This window comes from Amycolatopsis viridis (assembly GCF_011758765.1).
Taxonomy (GTDB): domain Bacteria; phylum Actinomycetota; class Actinomycetes; order Mycobacteriales; family Pseudonocardiaceae; genus Amycolatopsis_E; species Amycolatopsis_E viridis.
Genome location: NZ_JAANOU010000001.1, coordinates 4913635 through 4933874 on the forward strand (window position 1 = coordinate 4913635; position 20240 = coordinate 4933874).

22 protein-coding genes and 2 pseudogenes are annotated in these 20240 nt (G+C 74.6%); 10 read left to right on the forward strand and 14 right to left on the reverse strand.

The genetic code is table 11. The features are described from left to right. Positions 1–12: 12 nt before the first annotated feature. Complete coding sequence (locus FHX46_RS24310; RefSeq protein ID WP_167119395.1) at positions 13–1236, forward strand: SLC13 family permease; 1224 nt, start codon at positions 13–15, stop codon at positions 1234–1236. On the opposite strand, the gene FHX46_RS24315 is transcribed toward FHX46_RS24310, so the two are convergent. From FHX46_RS24315 to FHX46_RS24325, 3 genes are read right to left on the reverse strand one after another with little or no spacing between them, the layout of a single operon-like run. Beyond that, the gene (locus FHX46_RS24315; protein ID WP_167119398.1) at positions 1233–2312 is read right to left on the reverse strand and encodes a bifunctional RNase H/acid phosphatase; all 1080 of its coding nucleotides are present in this window, start codon (positions 2310–2312) and stop codon (positions 1233–1235) included. The genes FHX46_RS24310 and FHX46_RS24315 overlap by 4 nt on opposite strands. After that, complete coding sequence (locus tag FHX46_RS24320; RefSeq protein WP_167119401.1) at positions 2309–3046, reverse strand: zinc ribbon domain-containing protein; 738 nt, start codon at positions 3044–3046, stop codon at positions 2309–2311. The genes FHX46_RS24315 and FHX46_RS24320 overlap by 4 nt, the downstream gene beginning before the upstream one ends. 15 nt (positions 3047–3061) lie before the next feature. Further along, positions 3062–3868 carry a Nif3-like dinuclear metal center hexameric protein gene (locus FHX46_RS24325; protein ID WP_167119404.1) on the reverse strand — a complete coding sequence of 269 codons (807 nt, stop codon included), beginning with the start codon at positions 3866–3868 and terminating at the stop codon, positions 3062–3064. Positions 3869–3908: 40 nt separating this feature from the next. On the opposite strand from FHX46_RS24325, the gene FHX46_RS24330 reads away from it, so the two are divergent. From FHX46_RS24330 to FHX46_RS24340, 3 genes are all read left to right on the forward strand, one after another. Then, on the forward strand, positions 3909–4382 hold the full coding sequence (locus FHX46_RS24330; RefSeq protein WP_313886235.1) for a low molecular weight protein-tyrosine-phosphatase: 474 nt from the start codon (positions 3909–3911) through the stop codon (positions 4380–4382). Between the two features lie 70 nt (positions 4383–4452). Then, complete coding sequence (locus tag FHX46_RS24335; RefSeq protein ID WP_167119410.1) at positions 4453–5313, forward strand: fructosamine kinase family protein; 861 nt, start codon at positions 4453–4455, stop codon at positions 5311–5313. Between the two features lie 105 nt (positions 5314–5418). Continuing rightward, on the forward strand, positions 5419–6312 hold the full coding sequence (locus FHX46_RS24340; RefSeq protein WP_167119414.1) for an SURF1 family cytochrome oxidase biogenesis protein: 894 nt from the start codon (positions 5419–5421) through the stop codon (positions 6310–6312). Here the strand turns inward: FHX46_RS24340 and FHX46_RS24345 are convergent. After that, positions 6275–7195, reverse strand: a pseudogene (locus FHX46_RS24345) (cobalamin biosynthesis protein CobD/CbiB); the annotation flags it as partial. The gene FHX46_RS24340 and the pseudogene FHX46_RS24345 sit on opposite strands and share 38 nt — an antisense overlap. 36 nt (positions 7196–7231) lie before the next feature. After that, positions 7232–7900 carry a FadR/GntR family transcriptional regulator gene (locus FHX46_RS24350; protein ID WP_167121643.1) on the reverse strand — a complete coding sequence of 223 codons (669 nt, stop codon included), beginning with the start codon at positions 7898–7900 and terminating at the stop codon, positions 7232–7234. A 117-nt stretch (positions 7901–8017) separates the two neighbouring features. Here FHX46_RS24350 and FHX46_RS24355 point away from each other — a divergent pair, with 117 nt between their 5' ends. The 3 genes and pseudogenes from FHX46_RS24355 to FHX46_RS24360 form a co-directional block, all read left to right on the forward strand. Further along, the gene (locus tag FHX46_RS24355) at positions 8018–8515 is read left to right on the forward strand and encodes a gluconokinase (protein ID WP_167119417.1); all 498 of its coding nucleotides are present in this window, start codon (positions 8018–8020) and stop codon (positions 8513–8515) included. Next, positions 8512–8637, forward strand: coding sequence for a hypothetical protein (locus FHX46_RS28920; protein WP_279589483.1), 126 nt, complete (start codon positions 8512–8514; stop codon positions 8635–8637). The genes FHX46_RS24355 and FHX46_RS28920 overlap by 4 nt, the downstream gene beginning before the upstream one ends. Beyond that, positions 8610–8759: pseudogene (locus FHX46_RS24360) on the forward strand (gluconate transporter); the annotation flags it as partial. The gene FHX46_RS28920 and the pseudogene FHX46_RS24360, both read left to right, overlap by 28 nt. Before the next feature lie 150 nt (positions 8760–8909). Here the strand turns inward: FHX46_RS24360 and nudC are convergent. The 4 genes from nudC to FHX46_RS24380 form a co-directional block, all read right to left on the reverse strand. Then, on the reverse strand, positions 8910–9917 hold the full coding sequence (nudC, locus tag FHX46_RS24365; RefSeq protein WP_167119420.1) for an NAD(+) diphosphatase: 1008 nt from the start codon (positions 9915–9917) through the stop codon (positions 8910–8912). Continuing rightward, positions 9914–11296 carry a M16 family metallopeptidase gene (locus FHX46_RS24370; protein WP_167119423.1) on the reverse strand — a complete coding sequence of 461 codons (1383 nt, stop codon included), beginning with the start codon at positions 11294–11296 and terminating at the stop codon, positions 9914–9916. Before FHX46_RS24370 ends, nudC begins: the two co-directional genes overlap by 4 nt. Continuing rightward, positions 11293–12579 (reverse strand): M16 family metallopeptidase, encoded by a 1287-nt coding sequence (locus FHX46_RS24375; protein ID WP_167119426.1) that lies wholly within the window; start codon positions 12577–12579, stop codon positions 11293–11295. Before FHX46_RS24375 ends, FHX46_RS24370 begins: the two co-directional genes overlap by 4 nt. A gap of 130 nt (positions 12580–12709) precedes the next feature. After that, the gene (locus tag FHX46_RS24380) at positions 12710–13540 is read right to left on the reverse strand and encodes an RDD family protein (RefSeq protein WP_167121644.1); all 831 of its coding nucleotides are present in this window, start codon (positions 13538–13540) and stop codon (positions 12710–12712) included. 40 nt (positions 13541–13580) lie between these two features. Here FHX46_RS24380 and FHX46_RS24385 point away from each other — a divergent pair, with 40 nt between their 5' ends. Genes FHX46_RS24385 through FHX46_RS24395 form a run of 3 tightly spaced genes read left to right on the forward strand, consistent with a single transcriptional unit; the run spans position 13581 to position 15119 of the window. Continuing rightward, positions 13581–14585 carry a stage II sporulation protein M gene (locus FHX46_RS24385; RefSeq protein ID WP_167119429.1) on the forward strand — a complete coding sequence of 335 codons (1005 nt, stop codon included), beginning with the start codon at positions 13581–13583 and terminating at the stop codon, positions 14583–14585. Between the two features lie 47 nt (positions 14586–14632). After that, positions 14633–14845: a hypothetical protein gene (locus FHX46_RS24390; protein ID WP_167119432.1), complete on the forward strand. Its 213-nt coding sequence runs from the start codon at positions 14633–14635 to the stop codon at positions 14843–14845. Further along, positions 14820–15119 carry a hypothetical protein gene (locus FHX46_RS24395; protein WP_313886236.1) on the forward strand — a complete coding sequence of 100 codons (300 nt, stop codon included), beginning with the start codon at positions 14820–14822 and terminating at the stop codon, positions 15117–15119. Before FHX46_RS24390 ends, FHX46_RS24395 begins: the two co-directional genes overlap by 26 nt. Positions 15120–15133: 14 nt before the next feature. On the opposite strand, the gene FHX46_RS24400 is transcribed toward FHX46_RS24395, so the two are convergent. The 5 genes from FHX46_RS24400 to FHX46_RS24420 are packed head-to-tail and all read right to left on the reverse strand — an operon-like array spanning position 15134 to position 20138. Continuing rightward, positions 15134–16429: a DUF58 domain-containing protein gene (locus FHX46_RS24400; protein ID WP_167119435.1), complete on the reverse strand. Its 1296-nt coding sequence runs from the start codon at positions 16427–16429 to the stop codon at positions 15134–15136. Between the two features lies 1 nt (position 16430). Further along, the gene (locus FHX46_RS24405) at positions 16431–17399 is read right to left on the reverse strand and encodes an AAA family ATPase (RefSeq protein WP_167119438.1); all 969 of its coding nucleotides are present in this window, start codon (positions 17397–17399) and stop codon (positions 16431–16433) included. Next, positions 17396–18514, reverse strand: coding sequence for a DUF4350 domain-containing protein (locus FHX46_RS24410; RefSeq protein WP_167119441.1), 1119 nt, complete (start codon positions 18512–18514; stop codon positions 17396–17398). The genes FHX46_RS24405 and FHX46_RS24410 overlap by 4 nt, the downstream gene beginning before the upstream one ends. Next, entirely contained in the window at positions 18511–19143 is a 633-nt protein-coding gene (locus tag FHX46_RS24415; RefSeq protein WP_167119444.1) for a DUF4129 domain-containing protein, read from the reverse strand. Before FHX46_RS24415 ends, FHX46_RS24410 begins: the two co-directional genes overlap by 4 nt. Next, positions 19140–20138 (reverse strand): hypothetical protein, encoded by a 999-nt coding sequence (locus FHX46_RS24420; RefSeq protein WP_167119446.1) that lies wholly within the window; start codon positions 20136–20138, stop codon positions 19140–19142. Before FHX46_RS24420 ends, FHX46_RS24415 begins: the two co-directional genes overlap by 4 nt. Positions 20139–20240: the final 102 nt, after the last annotated feature.

Consider the following 20240-nt stretch of genomic DNA (forward strand, 5'->3'; position numbering starts at 1 on the left):
TAACGTGGAGACATGGTCGCGGCGGTCGGGAGCCTGGGTGCGCTCGGGGCCGTTCTCGGGTTCGCCATGGCCCGGCCGCGCGGCTGGCCGGAAGCGGTCGCCGCGGTCCCGGCCGCACTGCTCGTCCTCGCCCTCGGCCTGGTGCCGCCCCGGGAGGCGGGCGCCCGGATCGCGACCTTGGCGCCCACGCTCGGGTTCCTCGCGGCGATCCTGGTCCTCGCCGACCTGGCCAACCGCGAGGGTGTCTTCCGCTGGCTCGGTGTCCGGCTGGCCACCGCCTGCCGCGGCCGGTCGCGCCTGCTGCTCGCCCTGACGTTCGCCGCGGCGGCCGGCACCACGGCGATCCTCAGCCTCGACGCGACGGTCGTGCTGCTGACCCCGGTGGTCCTCGCGACCGCGCAGACACTGGGCCTGCCGCCGAAACCGCACCTGTACGCGTGCGCCCACCTCGCCAACTCGGCGTCCACGCTGCTGCCCGTCTCCAACCTGACGAACCTGCTGGCCTTCGCCGCCTCCGGGCTCACCTTCACCGGGTTCGCCGCGCTGATGGCGCTGCCGTGGCTGGTCACCCTCGCCGTCGAGCTGGCGGTCTTCCTGTGGTTCTTCCGGCGCGACCTCACCGGGCACTCCCGCGCCCCGGAGACCGGCCTGCCGACGCCGGTGTTCGCGCTCGTCGTCCTCGCGCTGACGCTCGCCGGGTTCGGCGCCGGGCCGCTGATCGGACTGGCACCCGGCTGGGTCGCCGCGATCGCCGCCGCCGTCCTGGCCGTGCGCGCGCTGCTGCGCCGGGAAACCGGCCCGCGGCAGCTGGTGGCCGCGGCGAATCCGCCACTCGTGCTGTTCGTGGCGGGGCTCGCGGTCGTGGTGCAGGCGGTGTCGGACCACGTGCTCGGCGGCCCGCTGCGGGCGCTGCTGCCGGCCACCACCGGACTGCCCGAACTGCTGCTCACCGCGTTCGTCGCGGCAGCGCTGGCGAACCTCGTCAACAACCTGCCCGCCACGCTGATCCTGCTGTCCGCGATCGGCCCGCACCCGGCGCCCGGGGTGCTGCTCGCCGTCCTGCTCGGGGTGAACATCGGCCCGAACGCCACCTACGTCGGTTCGCTGGCGACGCTGCTGTGGCGACGGGTCCTCGGCCGGGACGCGCCCGGCCTGGGCGAGTTCACCCGGCTCGGCCTGGCGACGGTCCCGGCCGGTCTGGCGGCGGCGACCGTCGCGCTGTGGCTGGTGCTCTAGCCCAGGTGGGAGATGTCGTTGACCAGCCGGACCGACGCGTTGCCGTCCGGGTAGAACTCGACGATCGACAGCGACGCGAGGTCCAGGTGCAGCCGGAACAGCAGCGACGGACCGGCGTCCAGCCCGAGCCGCAGCAGCGACTTGATCGGCGTGACGTGGCTGACCACCACGATCGTCCGCCCGCTGTGGGTCTCGACCAGCTCGTCCCGCGCGCGGCGCACCCGCCGGTGCACCTCGTCGAAGCTCTCCCCGCCCGGCGCCGGCACGGACGGGTCGCGCAGCCACCGGCCGTGCAGCTCGGGGTCGCGCTCAGCGGCCTCGGCGAACGTCAGGCCCTCCCACTCGCCGAAGTCGGTCTCCAGCAGACCGGGATCGGTTGCCACGCGTGCACCGAGCGCGTCGGCGACGGCCTGGGCGGTCTGCCGGGTGCGGGTCAGCGGGGAGGCCACCACCGCGGTGTCCGCACCGAGATCCGGCATCGCCGCGAGGCGTTTCGCGGCGGCTGCCGCCTGCTGCAGGCCCTGTTCGGTGAGCGGCACGTCGCCACGGCCGGAGTAGCGGCGGTCCACCGACATCGCGGTCTGCCCGTGCCGCAGCAACATCATCCGCGTGGGGGTGCCCTGTGCGCCGGTCCACTTCTGCGGGGTGGTGCGCTCGGTGGCCGTGCTCCGTCCGGCCTGGGTGTCCATGGCCTCGTTCGCGAGCCGGTCGGCGTGCGCGTTCTGCGCGCGCGGGATCCACTCGTAGGTCACGCCCGCGAACCCGGCGGCCAGCTCACGAGCCTGGCCGGCGAGCGGGCGCAGCGCCTCGTGCTTGATCTTCCAACGGCCGGACATCTGCTCGACCACCAGCTTGGAATCCATCCGCACGGCCACCTCGGTGGCACCGAGCCCGGCCGCGGCCCGCAGTCCGGCGATCAGGCCGGAGTACTCGGCGACGTTGTTCGTCGCCACGCCCAGGCCCTCCCGCCGCTCGGCCAGCACCTCGCCGGTGGCCGCGTCGCGGACCACCGCGCCGTACCCGGCCGGGCCGGGGTTGCCGCGCGAGCCGCCGTCGGCCTCGACGACGACCTTCACAGGCCCGACTCCACGGTGCGCACCAGGATCGCGCCGCAGTTCTCGCACTGCACGACCTCGTCCTCGGCCGCGGCCTTGATCTCGGCCACCGTGTTGCGGTCGAACTCCATGTTGCACGCCAGGCAGCGGCGCTGCCGGACCAGCGCGGCGCCGATGCCCTTGTGCGCGCGGACCCGCTCGTACAGCTTCAGCAGGCCCTCCGGGAACCGCGGCACCAGCTTGGCGCGGTCCTCCTCGCGGCGGGCCTTCGTGGTGTCCAGGTCGGCGAGCGTCTCGTCGCGGCGGCTCCGCACGTCGGCCAGTGCCTGCTCGGTCTTGTCCACCTCGGCGCCGGTGCGCTGCACGTCCAGGGTCAGGGCCTCGCGGCGCTCCATCAGCTCCAGCAGGTCGTCCTCGAGCGCGCTCTGGCGGCGGGCCAGGGTCTCCAGCTCGTGCTGCAGGTCGGTGACCTGCTTGGCGTTGACGGTGCCGCCGTCGATCAGCTTGCGGTCGCGCTCCTCGCGGGCGCGCACCGACTCGATCTCCTTCTCCTGGCGCGCGATCTCGCGGTCCAGGTCCGAGGCCGCGGTCTCGTGGCGGACCGCGGTGTCCCGCAGCTCGCGGAGGGTCTTCTCGATGCCCTCGATCTCGGCGGTCTCGGGCATGGTGCGGCGGCGGTGCTCGACCCGGGACAGCTCGGCATCCACTTTCGCGAGCTCGAGCAGCTGACGCTGGACGGCCGGCTCTGCCTTCACTGGTACTCCCTCGGTTCACCCACGGATGGTCCACGGATCGGTTCGGCGCGTGGACACGTGAACGTTGACGTTACCCGCAAACGCGGCGCGCAGGACGGCCGAGGCTTGACCGCACCACGGCCACTCGCTCGCCCAGTGGGTCAGGCCGACCAGCGCGGGCGCGCCGGGGCCGGTCTCCAGGTGCTCACCGGCCGGGTGGTGGCGCAGGTCGGCGGTGACGTAGGCGTCCACGCCGGCTTCGGTGGCGGCGGCGAGGAAACCGTCACCGGCCCCGCCCGACACCGCCACCGTCCTAATCGGACGATCCGGGTCGCCGGCGCCGAGCACGCCCGGTTCGGTCCGCGGCAGGGCGGCGGCGACCCGGTGCACGAACGCCGCGAACGGCTCCGGCCCGGGCAGCTCACCGATCCGGCCCAGGCCGGTGGTGCCGTCCGGGTGCGGGTCGAGCGGGCGGAGCACCCGCAGGCCGATCGCCTCGGCGAGCGCGTCGGAGACGCCGGGGTTCGCCGAGTCGGCGTTGGTGTGCGCGCAGTACAGGGCGACACCGGCGCGGATGAGGCGGTGCACCAAGCGGCCCTTCGGCGTGTCGGCGGGCACGCCGTGCACCCCGCGCAGCAGCAGCGGGTGGTGCGCGACGACCAGCTGGACACCGGTGTCGATCGCCTCGTCGACGGTCGCCGCCACCGGGTCGACGCAGACCAGCACGTCCGTGACCGGCTCGGCCGGGTCCCCGCAGACCAGGCCGACGGCGTCCCAGCTCTCCGCGAGCGCGGGCGGGTAGGCGTCCTCCAGGGCGGCGATCACTTCGGCGAGCACGGGCATGGGGGGATCTTCGCACGTGCGGTGGGGCAGACTGCGGGGTGTGACCGAGCCGAGCCTGCACATCTGCTTCGTCTGTTCCGGCAACATCTGCCGCTCCCCGATGGCGGCGATCGTGGTCCGGGAGCACCTCCGGCGCGCCGGGCTGGCCGACCGCGTGCGGGTGACCAGCGCGGGCACCGGGCCGTGGCACGTCGGCGAACCGGCCGACCCGCGCGCCCGGGACACGCTGCGCGCGAACGGCTACTCCGCCAAGCACGTGGCCGCGCAGGTGGATGGTGACCACCTCGCCGCCGACCTCCTGCTCGCCGCCGACCAGGGCCACCTGCGCACGCTGCGGCGGATGGTGGACGACCCGGACCGCGTGCGCCTGCTGCGCTCGTTCGACCCGTCCGCCCCGGACGGGGCGGAGATCCCGGACCCCTACTACGGCGGCGACGACGGGTTCCCCGAGGTGCTGGCGATGATCGAGCGCACCGTGCCGGGGCTGCTCGACTGGGTGAAGGCCCGGCGGTGACCGCGTCCGTGCACCGCCCGCCGCACCCGGATACCGTGTCGGACATGCCGACGCGGGTACAGCGACAGCCATGAGCGCGCGGGAAGCCGTGGAACGGCTGCTGGGAGTCGAGGTCACCGGGGTGCGCCGCAGCGGCGGGGCCGTGTGCCTGGTCACCGCTGCCGGACGCGGTGTGCTGGTCGCCAAGGAAGGTGCCGGACCGGGCGCGACCGAGGCCGAGGCCGCGGGGCTGCGGTGGCTCGGCGAGTACGGCGACGTCCCGGTCCCCGAGGTCCACGCGCACGACGGCGAGTGGATCGTGATGGCCTACGTCCCGCCGACCTACCCGGAGGCCGCGGCGGCGGAGGAGTTCGGGCGCGGCCTGGCGCGGCTGCACCTGCGGGGCGCACCGGCCTACGGGTCGCCGCCGCCGGGCGGGCCCGCCGACGCGTGGATGGGCCTGGCGCCGATGCGCAACGAGCCGGGCGAGGACTGGGCGTCGTTCTACGCCGCGCAGCGGGTGCTGCCCTACGTGCGGATGTGCGTGGACCAGGGCCTGTACGACACCGAGCAGGCCGCGGTGTTCGAGCGGCTGTGCGCACGGTTGCCGGAGCTGGGCGGGCCGCCGGAGCCGCCGTCCCGCATCCACGGCGACGCGTGGAGCGGCAACGTGCACTGGGCGCAGGGCGCGGTGTGGCTGATCGACCCGGCGGCGCACGGCGGGCACCGCGAGGCGGACCTGGCGATGCTCCAGCTGTTCGGGACGCCGCTGCTGGGTCACATCCTCGGCGCGTACGAGGAGGCGGCGAAGGACCTGGACGCCCCGCTCGCCGAGGGGTGGCGGGAGCGGGTGGAGCTGCACCAGCTGTTCCCGCTGCTGATGCACGCCGCCGTGTTCGGCGCCGGCTACGCGCGGCAGGCCCTGCGCGCGGCGCGGGCGGCCCTCGGCTGACGCGACCCGGGGTCGCCGCCGTGACCTGCGGCACACGCCGGAGCCGGGCCGGGTCTGGCCGCACCTCCCACACCGTCCCCACCGCCGACCGCCTACCGTAGGGGTGTGCGGCTGAAGTTCCTCCTCAGGCCGAGCTGGCTCGCCCTCGTGGTGGGTGTGCTCGCGTTCGCGTTCGCCTGCTTCACGCTGCTCTCGCCGTGGCAGTTCTCCCGCAACGAGCAGCGCGAGGCGCAGAACAAGGCCATCGAAGCCTCGCTCACCGCCGACCCGCGCCCGCTGAACGACGTCCTGCCGCCCGGCGCCACCCCGGACAGCCGCACCGAGTGGACCCGCGTGTCGATCACCGGCACGTACCTGCCCGAGCACGAGGTCGTCGCGCGGTTGCGGACCGTGCAGGGCCAGCCCGCCTTCGAGGTGCTCACCCCCTTCCGCACCACCGACGGGCAGGTCGTGCTCGTCGACCGGGGCTACCTGCCGCCCGACTCCCGCACCGAGGTGCCGCCGTACGCCGCGCCGCCGGCCGGTCCGGTGACGGTCGTGGCACGCATCCGGCAGGACGAGACCGACCCGAAGAACCGGGACGCCTTCGCCGACGCGTCCACCCGCGGCAAGCTGCAGAGCTACGTCGTGGACAGCCGCGTGGTGGCCCGGGCGAGTGGTCTGGACATCCGCGGCGGGTACTTCCAGCTCGACTCGGACCAGCCCGGCGTGCTCAACCCGCTGCCGCTGCCGCAGACCGACGCCGGACCGTTCTTCTCCTACGCGCTGCAGTGGATCGCGTTCGGGATCATGGCCATCGCCGGCCTGGTGTACTTCACCGTCCGGGAGATGAAGCCCGGCGGGGTGCTCAACGAGATGGCCGGGAAGCGGAAGCGGAAGTCGGTCGCGGAGATCCTGGCCGAGGACGAAGCCGGGGAGCACGCGGCCGGCGGCCCAGACCGGGAAGGCGCAGACCGGGAAGACGCAGACCGGCAAGAGCAGCCAGCACAGCGGAACTGACCCCGGCCAGCCACCCGGCCACGCGGGACAGTTCGACCGCGCGGGTCACGTGGCCGGCATCGGGGTTCCGGCCGTCGCCCAGCACCGGCAGTTCCTCGACGCCGTGCGGGTAGACCGTGCGACCGCCGAGGCGGATCTCCAGCGCACCGGCGAACGCGGCCGCCATGCGGCCCGTGGTGGGGCTCGGGTGAGCCGCCGTGTCGCGCCGCCACGCACGCCACGCCCCGGCCGCCGAACCACCCACCACCGGTGCACCGGCCACCGTCAACGCCGCCGCGAACCGGGCCGGCAGCAGGTTGACCAGGTCGTCCAGACGCCGGGCCGACCGCCCGGCCGGCTGCGTCGGGTCGCTCACCGTCCGCAGTACCGAGGCGGTGCGCGCGGCGAGCAGGCCGGGCATCCCGGCCACCGCGCCCCAGAACAGCGGCCCGACGACCGCGTCCGCGGTGTGCTGGGCGACCGACTCCACCGCCGCCCGGGACAGCCCCACCACGTTCAGCCCGCCGGTCTGCCTGCTGTCCAGTTCGGCGAGTTTGTCCCGGGCCGCGTCCAGCCGCCCTTCTTCGAGGTCGCGGGCCAGTTCGGTGCCGTCCGCGGCGAGCCCGGCGCCACCGAGGACCGCCCAGGTCACGACCGCGGTGCCCAGTGCCTGCAGGGCCGGGCGGCCCCGCACCGACCGCTCGGCGAGCAGCCCGGCCAGCACGGCCGAACCGGCCAGCCCGCCGGTGTAGACGATCCCGGCGGTGCGGTGCGGGGGCAGCCGGGTGCCGAGGTCGCGGACGGCGCGGGTGAAGGTGGTGACCGGCCGTCCGCGCTTCGGCTCGCCGATCACCCCGTCCGCCACCGCCCCCAGCAGCAGGCCGATCGCCCGTGCGGCACTCACGTCGTCGCTCCCCCGAGGTCGATGTTCGCGGGCAGACTACTGGAACTGCTCAGCGACCTCATCCCGCGCCTGGAGCATGATGCCGCGCATCGCCTGCTCGGCCCGCTCCGCGTCGCCGCGGTCGACCGCGTGCGCGACCTCCAGGTGCAGGGCGACGGCCTCCGGCTGCGGTTCCAGCGGCATCAGGCCGTGCTCGGTCCGCCCGGTGAGCACCTCCGCGACGACCGCGGACAGCTGCCCGAACATCGGGTTCCCGGACGCGGCGAGCACCAGGTGGTGGAAGGCGATGTCGTGCCGGAGGAAGGTGGTCAGGTCCCGCGCGTGCGCGGTGGCTTCCAGCCGGGCGCCCAGGGCGCGCAGCCGTCCGCGGTCCTCGGGGCTCGCCCGGAGCGCGGCGAATCGCGCGGCGCTCGGTTCGACCGCCCAGCGCAGCTCCATGAGGTTGCGCAGCGCCACCGGCCGGTGCTCGCTGTCGAGTTGCCAGCGGATCAGCCGGGGGTCGTAGTGGTTCCAGTCGGCGCAGTCCCGCACGGTGATGCCGACGCGGCGCTTGCTGGTGGTCAGGCGCATCGCCTCCAGCGCGCGCACCACCTCCCGGGCGACGGTGCGGGAGGCACCGTGGCTCTGCTGGAGCTCCTCCAGCCGCAGCACCGAGCCCGGCGGCAGCTGCCCGCAGGCGATCGCGGTGCCCACCGCGTCGAGCATGCGCTCGTGCATTCCCTCGGCCACGACGGTGACGGTAGACCCTGACACGATCAAGTAGTACTTGTGACCGAATAAGTAGTACCTTTGCGATGCAGCGATCACAGGGAGGTCAGCGAGATGACGGTCATCGTCGTAATGGGGGTAGCCGGGTCGGGCAAGACGACGGTCGGGGCGATGCTGGCCGAGCGCCTGGGTGTCGAGTACGCCGAAGCGGACACGTTCCACTCGCCGGCGAACATCCAGAAGATGTCGTCCGGCCATCCGCTCACCGACGACGACCGGTGGCCGTGGTTGCGGGCGATCGCGGCGTGGATCACCGCGCACCAGCGGTCCGGCGGTGTGGTGTCGTCGTCCGCGCTCAAGCGTGGTTACCGGGACGTGCTGCGGACCGGCGGGGACCTGTGGTTCCTGCACCTGGACGGCCCGCGGGACGTGCTGGCGGAGCGGATGCGCGGGCGCAACGGGCACTTCATGCCGGTGTCGCTGCTGGACTCCCAGCTCGCCGACCTCGAACCCCTCGGAACGGACGAGCGCGGGATGGTCGCCGACGTCCGGGAATCCCCCGCGGCGATCGTGGACCGGGCGCTCACCGAGCTGGCCCAGGAAGTGCCGTGAGCACCCTCGCCGCCCGGTGGGTGCCCGCTGCGGCGGCGCCGGAACACCTGGTGCCGGCGCGCAGCGGCAGCGAGGAGGAGCTGCGCCGGCCGGGATGCTCGACTCCGCCGGCGACCCGCTGATTCCATTGCTCGCAGCCGTGCTGCTGGGCGTGGCCACGCTGGGCCGGGCCGCCGGGTTCACCCGCGACCGGCTGTCGCCGGCGGTCAGCGGGCGGCTCGGCCCGATCGCCGGGATCGTCCTGATCGGCGCCGCGAGCGGCGGGTTCAAGCAGATCCTGGTGGACGCGGGTGCCGGCAACGGTGTCCGCAGCCGGGCTGGTGTCCGGCCTGGTAATCAACGATGCCGCCCACCGCGCCCAGGCCTCCGGCGCGTGCCGGCGGCCCGGACCGCGTCAACCCCGGTCGGCGTAGGCCCAGGCTTCCAGCATCACGCGGGCGATCGAGGCGTTACCCGGCAGGATCAGTTCGCCCGCCCCGTCCAGGATCGGCACCGGGCGGCCGCCGGCTTCGAAGGCCGCTCGCACGTCGGCGCGCGGCACCCACATCGCGGTCTCGATCTCGCCGTCCGCGGGAACCAGCGGGCGCGCCGGGTCGGCCTTGGCGGTGAACCCGAGCATGATCGACCGCGGGAACGGCCACGGCTGGCTGCCCAGGTACCGCACGTCGTGGACGTCGGCGCCGACCTCCTCGCGGATCTCCCGCACGCAGCAGCCTTCGAGCGACTCGCCGGCCTCGACGAACCCGGCCAGCACGGAGAACCGCCCCGGCGGCCACACCGGCTGCCGCGCCAGCAGCACGTGCTCGCCGTTGACGCCCTCCTCGTCGTGCACCAGGCAGATGATCGCCGGGTCGGTGCGCGGGTACTCCTCGCGGCCGCACGACTCGCACTTCGACGCCCAGCCGAACTGCACCAGGTGCGTCGGGCTACCGTCGCGCACGCAGAACCGCGCCTGCCGGTGCCACAAGCGCAGCGCCTGTGCCGTGGTGAACAGCCCCGCCGCGGTGTCGTCGAGCTGGTCACCGTGCGCCCGCAGCGTCACCCACAGCTCGCCGTCGACGCGGGGCACCTCCTCGGGCACGCCCCAGCTGCCCGGCTGCTGCACGATCTCCGGTTCGCCCTCCGGCTCACCGGGCAGCGACCAGTGGTCGACGCCCTGCCATTCGCCGAGGAACACCGCGTCAGCCGGCGGTTCCTCCCCGAAGGTCAGCGCCTTGCGGGTGGCCAGGACGGGCTCCCCCTCGCGCACCGGCGTGCGCAACTGCTTGTCCAGCAGCATCACCTGCGCGTCCCGCCAGCGGGCGCGCAGGCGCTCGGGGTTGGTCCGCAACATCTCCTGACGGTCCACTGTGGACCGGGAGAGGGTCGGGAGGCGGCCCAGCCTGAACGGTGCGACGGTCACTGGCCGGGCTCCCCCACCGCGACCCCGCCCAGCGCGGTCAGCTGCGGCGCGAGCGTGTCGGCGTCACCCACCACGACCCCGGTGAAGCGGGCCGGGGCGAAGAAGTCGAGCGCGGCCTGCGCGACCTCCTCGACCGTGACCTCGGCGACCCGCCGCGGGTGCTCGGCCAGCCACTCCGCACCCAGGCCCGCCGCGGTCAGCGCGGCGAGCTGGCTCGCCAGCCCGGCCTGCGACGAGGTCGCGGTCAGCAGCGAGCCGATCGCGTACTGGCGCACCGACTCCACCTCCTCGGCCGTCGGCGGCACGACCGCGAGGCGGCCCAGCTCGTAGCGGGTCTCCAGCAGCGCGGCCGCGGTGACCTCGTTCGCCGTGTCCGCGTCCACGCCCACGGTCGCGGTGGTGCCGGTGAACTCGAACCCGGAGTGGGCGCTGTAGGTGTAGCCCTTGTCCTCGCGGATGTTCTCCACCAGCCGGGACGAGAAGTAGCCGCCGTAGGTCAGGTTCGCCAGCTGGAGCGCGGGGTAACGCGGATCGGTGCGGGGCAGCGACTGCGCGATGAGCCGGATCTGCGACTGCACCGCCCCGGCCCGGGGCACCAGCAGCAGGTCACCACCGGTCACCTCGGGCAGCCCGGGCATCGCGACCGCCGGGCGGTCCGACGCCCAGCCGGACAACGCGCGCTCGACGTCCCCGGCGATCTGCTCCGGGTCGACGTCGCCGACGATGACGAGCACGGAACCGCGCGGCAGCACGGACGCGGCGTGCAGCGCGCGCACGGCCTCCGGCGTCACCTGCTCGACGTCGGACGCCTGCGGCATCTCGCGGGTCGCCGGGTGGTCGCCGTAGACGTGCCGGAGCAGCGCCTCGCGCGCGATCACCCGCGGCTGGGTGCGGGACACCGCCAGCCGCTCGACCAGCCGGGCCGACTCCCGCGCCACCTCCTCGTCCACATAGGACGCACCGGTGAGTGCGTCGGCGAGCACGTCCAGCAGCGTCGGCAGGCCGGTCGCCAGGCCGTTGCCGGAGATGGTGAGCCGCTCCGGATCGACCACGGTGTCCAGCTCGCCGCCGATCAACGCCAGTTCGGTGTCGATCTCGACGCGGTCCCGCCGGGCGGTGCCGGTGAGCATGGTCTCGGCGAGCACCTCGGCGGTGGCCGCGTGCAGCGGCTCGGTACCGCCGAACGGGATCCGCAGGCGCAGCTCGACCAGCGGCACGGTCGGCTTGCGCACCGCGAGCAGGCGCAACCCGCTGGGCAGCACGGTGTCCACGTGGGCCAGGTCCGCGGCGGCGATCTGCGCACCGAGTTCCGGGACCGGGCGCGGGCCACTGGCCGTGCGGCCGATCTCCTCGGCGCTGCGGTGTCCGACGGTCGTCACTTCGCTCCCCCTTCGGGCTCGACGAGCAGGACCGCCCGCGAGTCGGGCCGCAGCGCCTTGGCCGCGGCGGCCACATCGGCACCGGTGACCGCGGCCATCCGGTCCGGCAGCTGGTGCACCAGGGACGGGTCCCCGTAGAGCAGTTCGAACGCGCCGATCGACAGCGTCCGGGACATCAGCCGGTCGTGCTCGGCGTGCAGGCTCGCGCTCCACCGCGCGGTCACCTTGGCCAGTTCCTGCGCGTCCGGCGGCGTGGCCGCCAGCTTCTCCAGTTCCTCGTCGATCGCGGTCAGCACGCGCTCGGCCGTCACGTCCGGCGAGTGGATGGCGGTGATCGAGAACGTGTCCGGGTCGCGCGCCTCGAACGGCCCGAACAGGCCGGCGCCCGCGCCGATGTCGGTGACCAGCGGCTCGCGGTGCACCAGCCGCTGCTGGAGGCGGGAGCCGTCGCCGTCGGTCAGCACACCGGCCAGGACCAGGTTGGCGAGGTAGGCGTCCAGCTCGCGGACCGGGTCCGGCATCCGGTAGCCGACGGCCAGCGCGGGCAGCGGCGCGTGCGGATCGGTGTGGTGACCGCGGACCTCGCCGGACGGCGGCGGCTCGGCGAACGAGCGCTTGGGCGGCGCCGGGCGGTGCGGCACGTCGCCGAAGTGCTTGCCGATCAGCTCGCGCGCCCGGTCCGGGTCGAAGTCGCCGGCGACGGTGAGCACGGCGTTGGCCGGCGAGTAGTAGGTGTCGAAGAACGCGGCGCAGTCGTCCAGGCTCGCCTGCTCCAGGTCGGTGAAGTCGCCGTAGCCGTTGTGCGCGTTGGGGAACGTCGAGTAGAGCACCGGGGGCAGGAGGATCCACGGGAACCCGCCGTAGGGCCGGTTCAGCACGTTGAGGCGGATCTCCTCCTTGACCACGTCGATCTGGTTGGCCAGGTTCTCCCGCGTCAGCTTGGGCGCGCGCATGCGGTCGGCCTCGAGGAACAGCGCACGCTCCAGCGCCGCCGAGGGCAGAACCTCGTAGTAGTCGGTGTAGTCCGGGTGGGTCGACCCGTTGAAGGTGCCCCCGCTGGACTGCACGATCTTGAAGTGCGCGAGCTTCTCCAGGCTCTCGCTGCCCTGGAACATCAGGTGCTCGAAGAGGTGGGCGAACCCGGTGCGCCCTTCCGGCTCGGAGCGGAAGCCGACGTCGTAGTGCACGGCGACGCCGACCACCGGAGCGGTCGGATCCGGCGCGAGCACCACGCGCAAGCCGTTGTCCAGGGTGAACCGGGAGGTCCGGGAAGTCTCCGCCATGGGCTCCACCTTACGGCCATCGCGCGGCCCGGCCCGGCGGCGGTCCCGGGCGGCGACGCGGTGTTCACCGAGCGCGAACGCCACCCCGCTCGGCAGGAGGGACGACCGCTGCGGGACACCGGACCGGATGTCAGCTGGGCGGGGTGAAGCCGCGCGGCGGCCCGGCCTCACCCGCTTCGGCCGGCGGCACGGCAACCGGCGCCGGTGGCGGGGCGGGCGGCCGGCCCACCCCGGCCTGGTCGCCCGCGCGGCGGCGCCGTTCCGCGAGCACCGCCTGCAGGTAGGCCCACGGCGGCACGCCCCGGGGCAGCGGCGCGCCGATGCGCGTCGCGACGTCGTGCACCAGCTGGTGCCCCAGGGGGTCCCGCGCCCGGTCGCTCAGCTCGCCGTACCGCGCGAGGTACTGCCGGGCGGCCAGCGCCAGGTCGTCGGTGAGCGCGGTCAGGTCCAGCTGCGCGGCCCACCCGGCCAGCGCCGGTGGCATCTCGATGGCCGGCGCCACCGGCTGCGCGGCGCGCTGCCGGATGACGACCGTGCCCGCCAGGTAGTCGCCCACCCGCTTGGACCGCGGCGAGAACAGCGACACGAACAACGCCACCGCGCTCCACAGCAGCACCGGCCCGAAGTCGACGATCGCGCCCGCCAGGGCGCGGGTCAGGGTGTGGCGGAAGCGGACCGGGCCGCCGTCGTCCCGCACCACGCGCAGCCCCATCGCCATCTTGCCGAGGGTGCGGCCACGGCTGAGCGTTTCGAACAGCACCGGGTACCCGATCCGCACCAGCACGAAGAACCCCAGCGCCAGCGCGCCCAGCAACGCCTCGTCGTGCATGCCCGCCAGGAGGAGGACGAGGGTGAAGAGCAGGAGCGCGGCGGCCTGGATCGCCACGTCGACCGCGAACGCCGCGGCCCTGCTGGCGAGCTGCGCGATCGGCAGCTCCAGCACGACGGCCTCGCCGGTCACCAAGCCGGGTTCTGTCACCCGGTCACTGTAATCTGCCCCCATGGACGTGGACCTGTTCGTCGCGGCCCACCGCGCCGAATGGGCCCGGCTGGACACGCTGCTCGCCGCGCGCAGGCTGACCGGCCCGGAGGCCGACGAGCTGGTCACGCTCTACCAGCGCGCGGCGACCCACCTGTCGGTGGTGCGCTCCGCCGCCCCGGACCCGGCGCTGCTGTCGTGGCTGTCGGCGCTGGTCGCGCGCGCCCGCTCGGCCGTCACCGGCGCGCACAGCCCGGCCTGGCGCGAGGCCGGGCTGTTCTTCGCGCAGCGGTTCCCCGCCGCCGTCTACACGAGCGTCCGGTGGTGGTTGCCGGCCGCGGTGGTGTCGATCCTGCTGGGCGGCCTGATCGGCGCGTGGATCGCGGGCGACCCGCAGGTGCGGGCGAGCCTCGCCGCGCCGGAGGACGTCCGCGCGCTCACCGAGCCGGGCGGGCAGTTCGAGACCTACTACTCGGCCAACCCGGCCGCCTCGTTCGCCGCGCAGGTGTGGACGAACAACGCGTGGGTCGCGGCCATGTGCTTGTTCTTCGGGGTGCTGCTGGGCGTCCCGGTGCTCATCGCGTTGTGGCAGAACGTGCTCAACGTCGGCCTGTCCGCCGGGTTCATGGCCGCCGCCGGGCGGCTGGACGTGTTCTTCGGGCTGATCACCCCGCACGGGCTGCTGGAACTGACCGCGGTGTTCGTCGCCGCCGGCACGGGCCTCCGTCTCGGGTGGACGGTCCTCGCCCCGGGTGGGCGGTCCCGGGCGGCGGCGCTGGCGCAGGAAGGCCGGGCAGCCGCGGGCATGGCGCTCGGGCTGGCGTGCGTGCTGCTCGTGTCCGGTGTCATCGAGGCGTTCGTGACGCCGTCCGGCCTGCCGACGTGGGGGCGGATCGCGATCGGGCTGGTCGCGGAGGTGCTGTTCCTGCTGTACGTGTTCGTGCTGGGGCGGCGGGCCGTGCGGGCCGGGGTCACCGGGGACGTGGCGTCGCGGCACGCCGGTGACCTGCTGCCCGAGGCCGGCTGACACGCCGTTGCCCGGAATCGCCGGTGCCACGACCTAGGGTGGAGGGCATGCGGCTGGAGCTTTCCGATGACACGTACGCGCTGGTGACGGCCCTCGCCGAGCAGTCGGGCCAGTCCGTGGGCGACTGGGTGCGGGCCGCCGTCGGGCGGGAGGCCTACCGGCAACTGTGCGAGCAGCAGGCGCGGTGGAACGCCGAGCACCCCGAACAGGTGCGGGCCGCCGCGGACGACTGGCGTGCCCGTGGCTCCTCGGCCGCGTAGGGGCGAGATCTGGGCCGTCTCCCCCGGATCGCGACGGGTGCTGGTCTTCTCCGGCAACATGCTCAACGACATCGACGACGAGCACGTCGTGACCATGGAGGTCATCGAGCACCCCGTGCCGCTCAGCGTGGCCACCGGCAGTGGCGGGTGGGTGCGTTACACGTGGCTGGACCACGTGCCCAAGGAGTCGCTGACGCGTCAGCTCGGCGAGGTGCCGGAGGAGCTGATGCAGCGCCTGAGCACCCGGTTGTTCATGGTGATCGCCACGGACTGACCGCGGCCCGTGCGCTACAGGCGGCCGGCGGCCTTCAGGGCCAGGTAGCTGTCGGCGAGCGCGGGCGCCAGCCGGTCGGGCACCGCGTCCACCACCGTCACCCCGCGCTGCGCGAGCAGGCTCGTGACACGCCGGCGCTCCGCCAGCGTCCGTTCGGCGGCGGCCGCGTCGTAGACGGCTTCCGCGTCGCCGCGGGCGCGGGCCATCGCGGTGACGCCGGGGTCCGCCACACCGGCCACCACCAGCTGGTGCCGGGCCACCACGGACGGCAGCACGGGCAGCAGGCCCTCCTCCAGCGGCGCCGCGTCCAGCCCGGTCAGCAGCACCACCAGCGACCGGCGGCGGGCGCGGCGGAGCACCTCGGCCACCATGCCCCGCGCGTCGGTCTCCACCAGGCTCGCCTCGAGCGGCGCCATCGCGGTCACCAGCCCCGGCAGCAGCTCACCGGCCGCGAGCCCGCGGACGTCCGCCCGCACCCGCCGGTCGTAGGCCAGGAAGTCGACCCGGTCACCCGCCCGGGACGCCAGCACCGCGAGCAGCAGTGCGGCATCCAGCGCCGCGTCCAGCCGCGGCACGTCGCCCACCCGGGCCGCCGCCGTCCGGCCGGTGTCCAGCACCACGAGCACCCGCCGGTCCCGCTCCGGCCGCCACGTCCGCACCATCACGTCCGCGGCGCGCGCCGTGGCGCGCCAGTCGATGGACCGCACGTCGTCGCCGATGACGTACTCGCGCAGCGAGTCGAACTCGGTGCCCTCGCCACGCACCAGCGCCGCCTGCCTGCCGTCCAGCTGTTGCAGCCGGGTCAGCCGCGACGGCAGGTGCTTGCGGCTGCTGAACGGCGGCAGCACCCGCAGGGTCCCCGGCACGCGGTGCGATCCCTGGCGCCCGGCCAGCCCGAGCGGTCCGAGCGCGCGCACCGTCACGCGGTGCGCCGTGCGGTCCCCGCGGCGCACCGGCCGCAGCCGGACCACGACCGGCCGCCGCTCCCCCGGCGGTACCGTGATGCGGAACCGGTCCCGTTCCAGCCCGGCGCTCGGCGGCCACGCGTCCCGCAGCACCCCCCGCAGCGGCCGCCTTCCCGGGTTGGTCACCCACAACGTCACCTCGGCCGTCTCGCCGAGGCGGACGACCGCCGGCCCGGACCGCGCGAAGGTCAGCCCCCGCACCGGGGCCGCGAGCAGCACGTCCACCGCCACCGCGGCGGCGAGCGCACCGAGCACCACGAGCACGCCCGTCCACGACGGCAGCCCCATCGCCACCGGGACGACGCCGACGAGCGCCAGTAGCCCGACCTTGCCGGTGATCGCCATGTCAGCGCGGGACGGGGACGGTGGCGAGCACGCGCTCGATCACGCCGTCCGCGGTCGCGCCCTCCAGCTCGGCCTCCGGGCGCAGGTCCAGCCGGTGCCGCAACGCGGGCCGCGCAAGCGCTTTCACGTCGTCCGGTGTGGCGAACCCGCGTCCGGACAGCCAGGCCCACGCCCGGGTCGCCGCCAGCAACGCCGTCGCGCCGCGCGGGGACACCCCGATCCGCACGGACGGCATCGCCCGTGTCGCGCGGCACAGATCGACGATGTAGCCGAGCAGCTCCGGCGCGACCGTCACCCCGGCCACCGCGGCCCGCGCGGCGGCGAGCTGCTCCGCCCCCGCGACCGGGCGCACCCCGGCGGCGGCCAGGTCACGCGGGTCGAAACCCTGCGCGTGCCGGGCCAGCACGCCGATCTCGTCGTCCCGGGCCGGCAGCGGCACGGTGAGCTTGAGCAGGAACCGGTCCAGCTGCGCCTCGGGCAGCGGGTAGGTGCCCTCGTACTCGACCGGGTTCTGGGTGGCGATCACGATGAACGGGTCGGGCAGCGGCCGCGGACGGCCGTCGACGGAGACCTGCCGCTCCTCCATCGCCTCCAGCAACGCGCTCTGGGTCTTCGGCGGGGTGCGGTTGATCTCGTCGGCGAGCAGCAGGTTCGTGAACACCGGGCCGGCGCGGAAGGAGAACTCGCCGGCGCGCGAGTCGTAGACGATCGAGCCGGTGACGTCACCGGGCATCAGGTCCGGGGTGAACTGGATGCGCGTGGTGTCCAGGTCGAGCGCGGTCGCCAGCGCCCGCACCAGCAGGGTCTTCGCCACGCCGGGCACGCCCTCGACGAGGACGTGCCCGCGGCACAGCAGCGCGATGATGAGCCCGGTGACCGCGGCGTCGTTGCCGACCACCGCCTTGCCGACTTCGGCGCGCAACGCCACCAACGCGTTCCGGGCGTCGGTGCTGGTGTCCGTGCTGGTCAACTGATCTCCCTCTCGATGCGGTCCAGCTCGTCGGCGAGGCGGACCAGTCCGGCGTCGTCACCGGGCGCCGGGCCGTACAGCAGCTCCTCGATGGCCGGGCCGGGCCGTCCGGTGCGGGCCGCGACCGCGGCGACCACCGCCTGCGCTTCCGCCACCGGGCCGAGCCCGAGCAGCGGCCGCATCCGGTTCAGGGCCGCCTGCCGCAGCGTATCCGCGGCGTGGCCGGCGGCACCCGCGCGCCGGTAGAGCCGGGCGCGGCCTTCGGTGGTCTCGGCGGCGCGGACGGCGACCGGTAGCCGTTCGGTCACCACCGGCCCGAGGCGGCGGGCCCGCCACAGCGCGAACAGGACCACGGCGGCACCGAGCTGGATCGTGCCGAACAACCAGGGCCCCGGGACGAGGTCGGTGAACGCGCGCGCCCCGAGCCCGTTCCCGGTGTCCGACGGCGACGGCAGGTACCAGACGAGCGTCGCGCTGCGGCCGAGCAGGCGCAGCGCGAGCGCCGCGTCACCCTCGTCGGCCAGGCGGTCGTTGGTCATCGGGGTGCCGTCCCCGAGGATCGTGGTGGTGCCGCGGTCACCGGGCAGCTGGAGCAGCGTCCCGTCGTAACAGGAGCGGGCGCGGCCGTGCGCGGCGTAGGCGTGGCCGCCGAGGACCGCGTTCCCGGCGGCGACGGCGGCCGCGACGGTGCACGCGGGTTCGCGTACCCCAGTCCCGGGCTCGCCGGTGCCGGCCACCCCGGGCGTCAGGACGCTCAGCACGCGGTCACCGGGGCCGATGAGCACCGCGTCCGCCGCGCGCGCCCGTAGCGCCGCGAGCTTCCCCGGGTCGACGAGGTCGGGAGCGGTCACCAGCAGCGTCGCTCCGTCGCGCAAGGCGGCTTCCGCGTCGGCGTAGGTGCGGGCGGTGACGATCCGCACGCCCGCCCGGTCGAGCAGCCGCGCCAGCGCGCGCGAGCCACCCGGGTCGGCCGAGCCGGGGTCGAGCGACCCGTGCTGCTGCCCCGCGGAGCCGAGCAGCACGACGAGCGCGCCGAGGACCACGATCACCGCGATCACCACCGGTGCCCGCGCGGCCCGCCAGATGCGGCACGCGTCCGGGGACACACTGGTCACGCCGGCACCTCGGGACGCGCCCGGCGGACCTGGTCGTCGAGGTCGGCGAGGTCGCGGTACTCCCCGGGGGTGGCCTGCCGGCCGCCGTAGTGCACGGCGTCGAAGAGCTCCGCGCCCTGCCGCAGCGCGTCCCGCGCGGACGGCATCCGGTCACCGGCAGCACGCGCGGCCTCGTCCGCGGTGCGCCCGGCCCGCTCGTCCAGCACGCCGCGTTCCTCCAGCACCCGGACCACCGCACGGAACCGGTCACGCACGGCGGCGCCGAGCTCCCCGGCGGCGAACGCCCGCTCCGCTGCGTCCCGGTAGTCCTGGGCCGTGCGCGGGGATTCCGCGAACACCGCACCGGGCCGGCGGGCCGGGCGGGCGAGCGGACCGACCCGCAGCCGCACCACGACGACCACCAGCACCACGACGGCGAGCAGGACGAGCACACCGAACCCGCCGCCGGGCACGCTTCCCAGCGCGCCGAACAGGTCCGCGATGCGCTGCACCAGCCAGCCCATCGCCCGGTCGAACCAGTTCGGCTGCGCCTGCGCGTAGACCGGGTCGGACAGCTCGGCCCGCGCGGCGCGGCGCGCGTCGTCGGCGTCGATGACGACCGGGACGTCGGCGAGCCACGCGGCGATCAAGCCGTGCCCGCCGCCCGCGCCAGCTGGAGGTCCATGCCCTCCTTGCGCATCCGCTGATCGATGTAGAGCAGGGCGGTCGTGTTCGCCGCGAACGGCTGCACGATCGTCAGCGCGATCACCTGTCCCAGCGCGACGACCAGCAGGCCGCCCCAGCCGGCCGGGACCTCACCGGTGATCGTGCCGCCCGCCAGCAGCCGGAACGGGATGTCGATCAGGTACTGGAGCACCGTCGCGATCAGGCCGGCCAGCAGCAGGATGCCGAAGCAGCGCCACCACGAACCGGACACCAGCTGCCGCGAGCGGCTCAACGACTCGCCGACCCGTCCGCGCTCCAGCACGAGCGCGGGCGTGGTCAGGCCGAGCAGCGTGAACAGCCAGATGCCGGGAATCAGGCACAGCACCGATCCGAAGCCGACCGCCAGCGAGTACACGATCGTCGCGCCGAGCAGCGGGAGGAACCGCGGACGCGCCTCGGCCATCGCCTCGGCGAAGGTCACCGGCCTGCCCAGCACGGACTTGCCGATCACCACGGTCAGGAACCCGGACAGGAAGGTCTGCGTGAGCACCGTGATGATCAACGCGATCCCGGTCACCAGCCCGGTGTCGCCGAGCGCCTTGAGCGCGGCGTTCTGGACCTGCTGGTCGGTGGCTGCGGGGCCGAGGTTCTGCAACGCCGACACGTCCGGCAACAGGTACCGGCTGGCCAGCAGCTGCAGCACCGCGGCGACGACCGCGACGACAGCCGAGGAGCCGAACACCAGCCCGGGGTGGCGGCGCATGGTGGCGATCGCCCCGTCCAGGATCTCGCTGACCGACAACGGGCGCAGCGGGATCACCCCCGGCTTGCCGTAGCCGGGCGGCGGACCCCAGCCGTACTGCTGGTGGGGCGCTCCCGGCGGCGGCGGGGCGGGCGGGATCGGGCCTCCGGCGGGAGGCGTGGCGTCGTCGGGCCGGTCCTTCGGATCGGGTCCGGCCCAGCCGCCGGTGTCGCTCATCGGGTCTTCTCCACTCACTGCGGATCGGTTCGCCGCCCACTCTCGCAGAGCCGTCCGGTACCGGCCACGGGTGGCACGCGGCCGCCGCCGAGTCGTGATCTC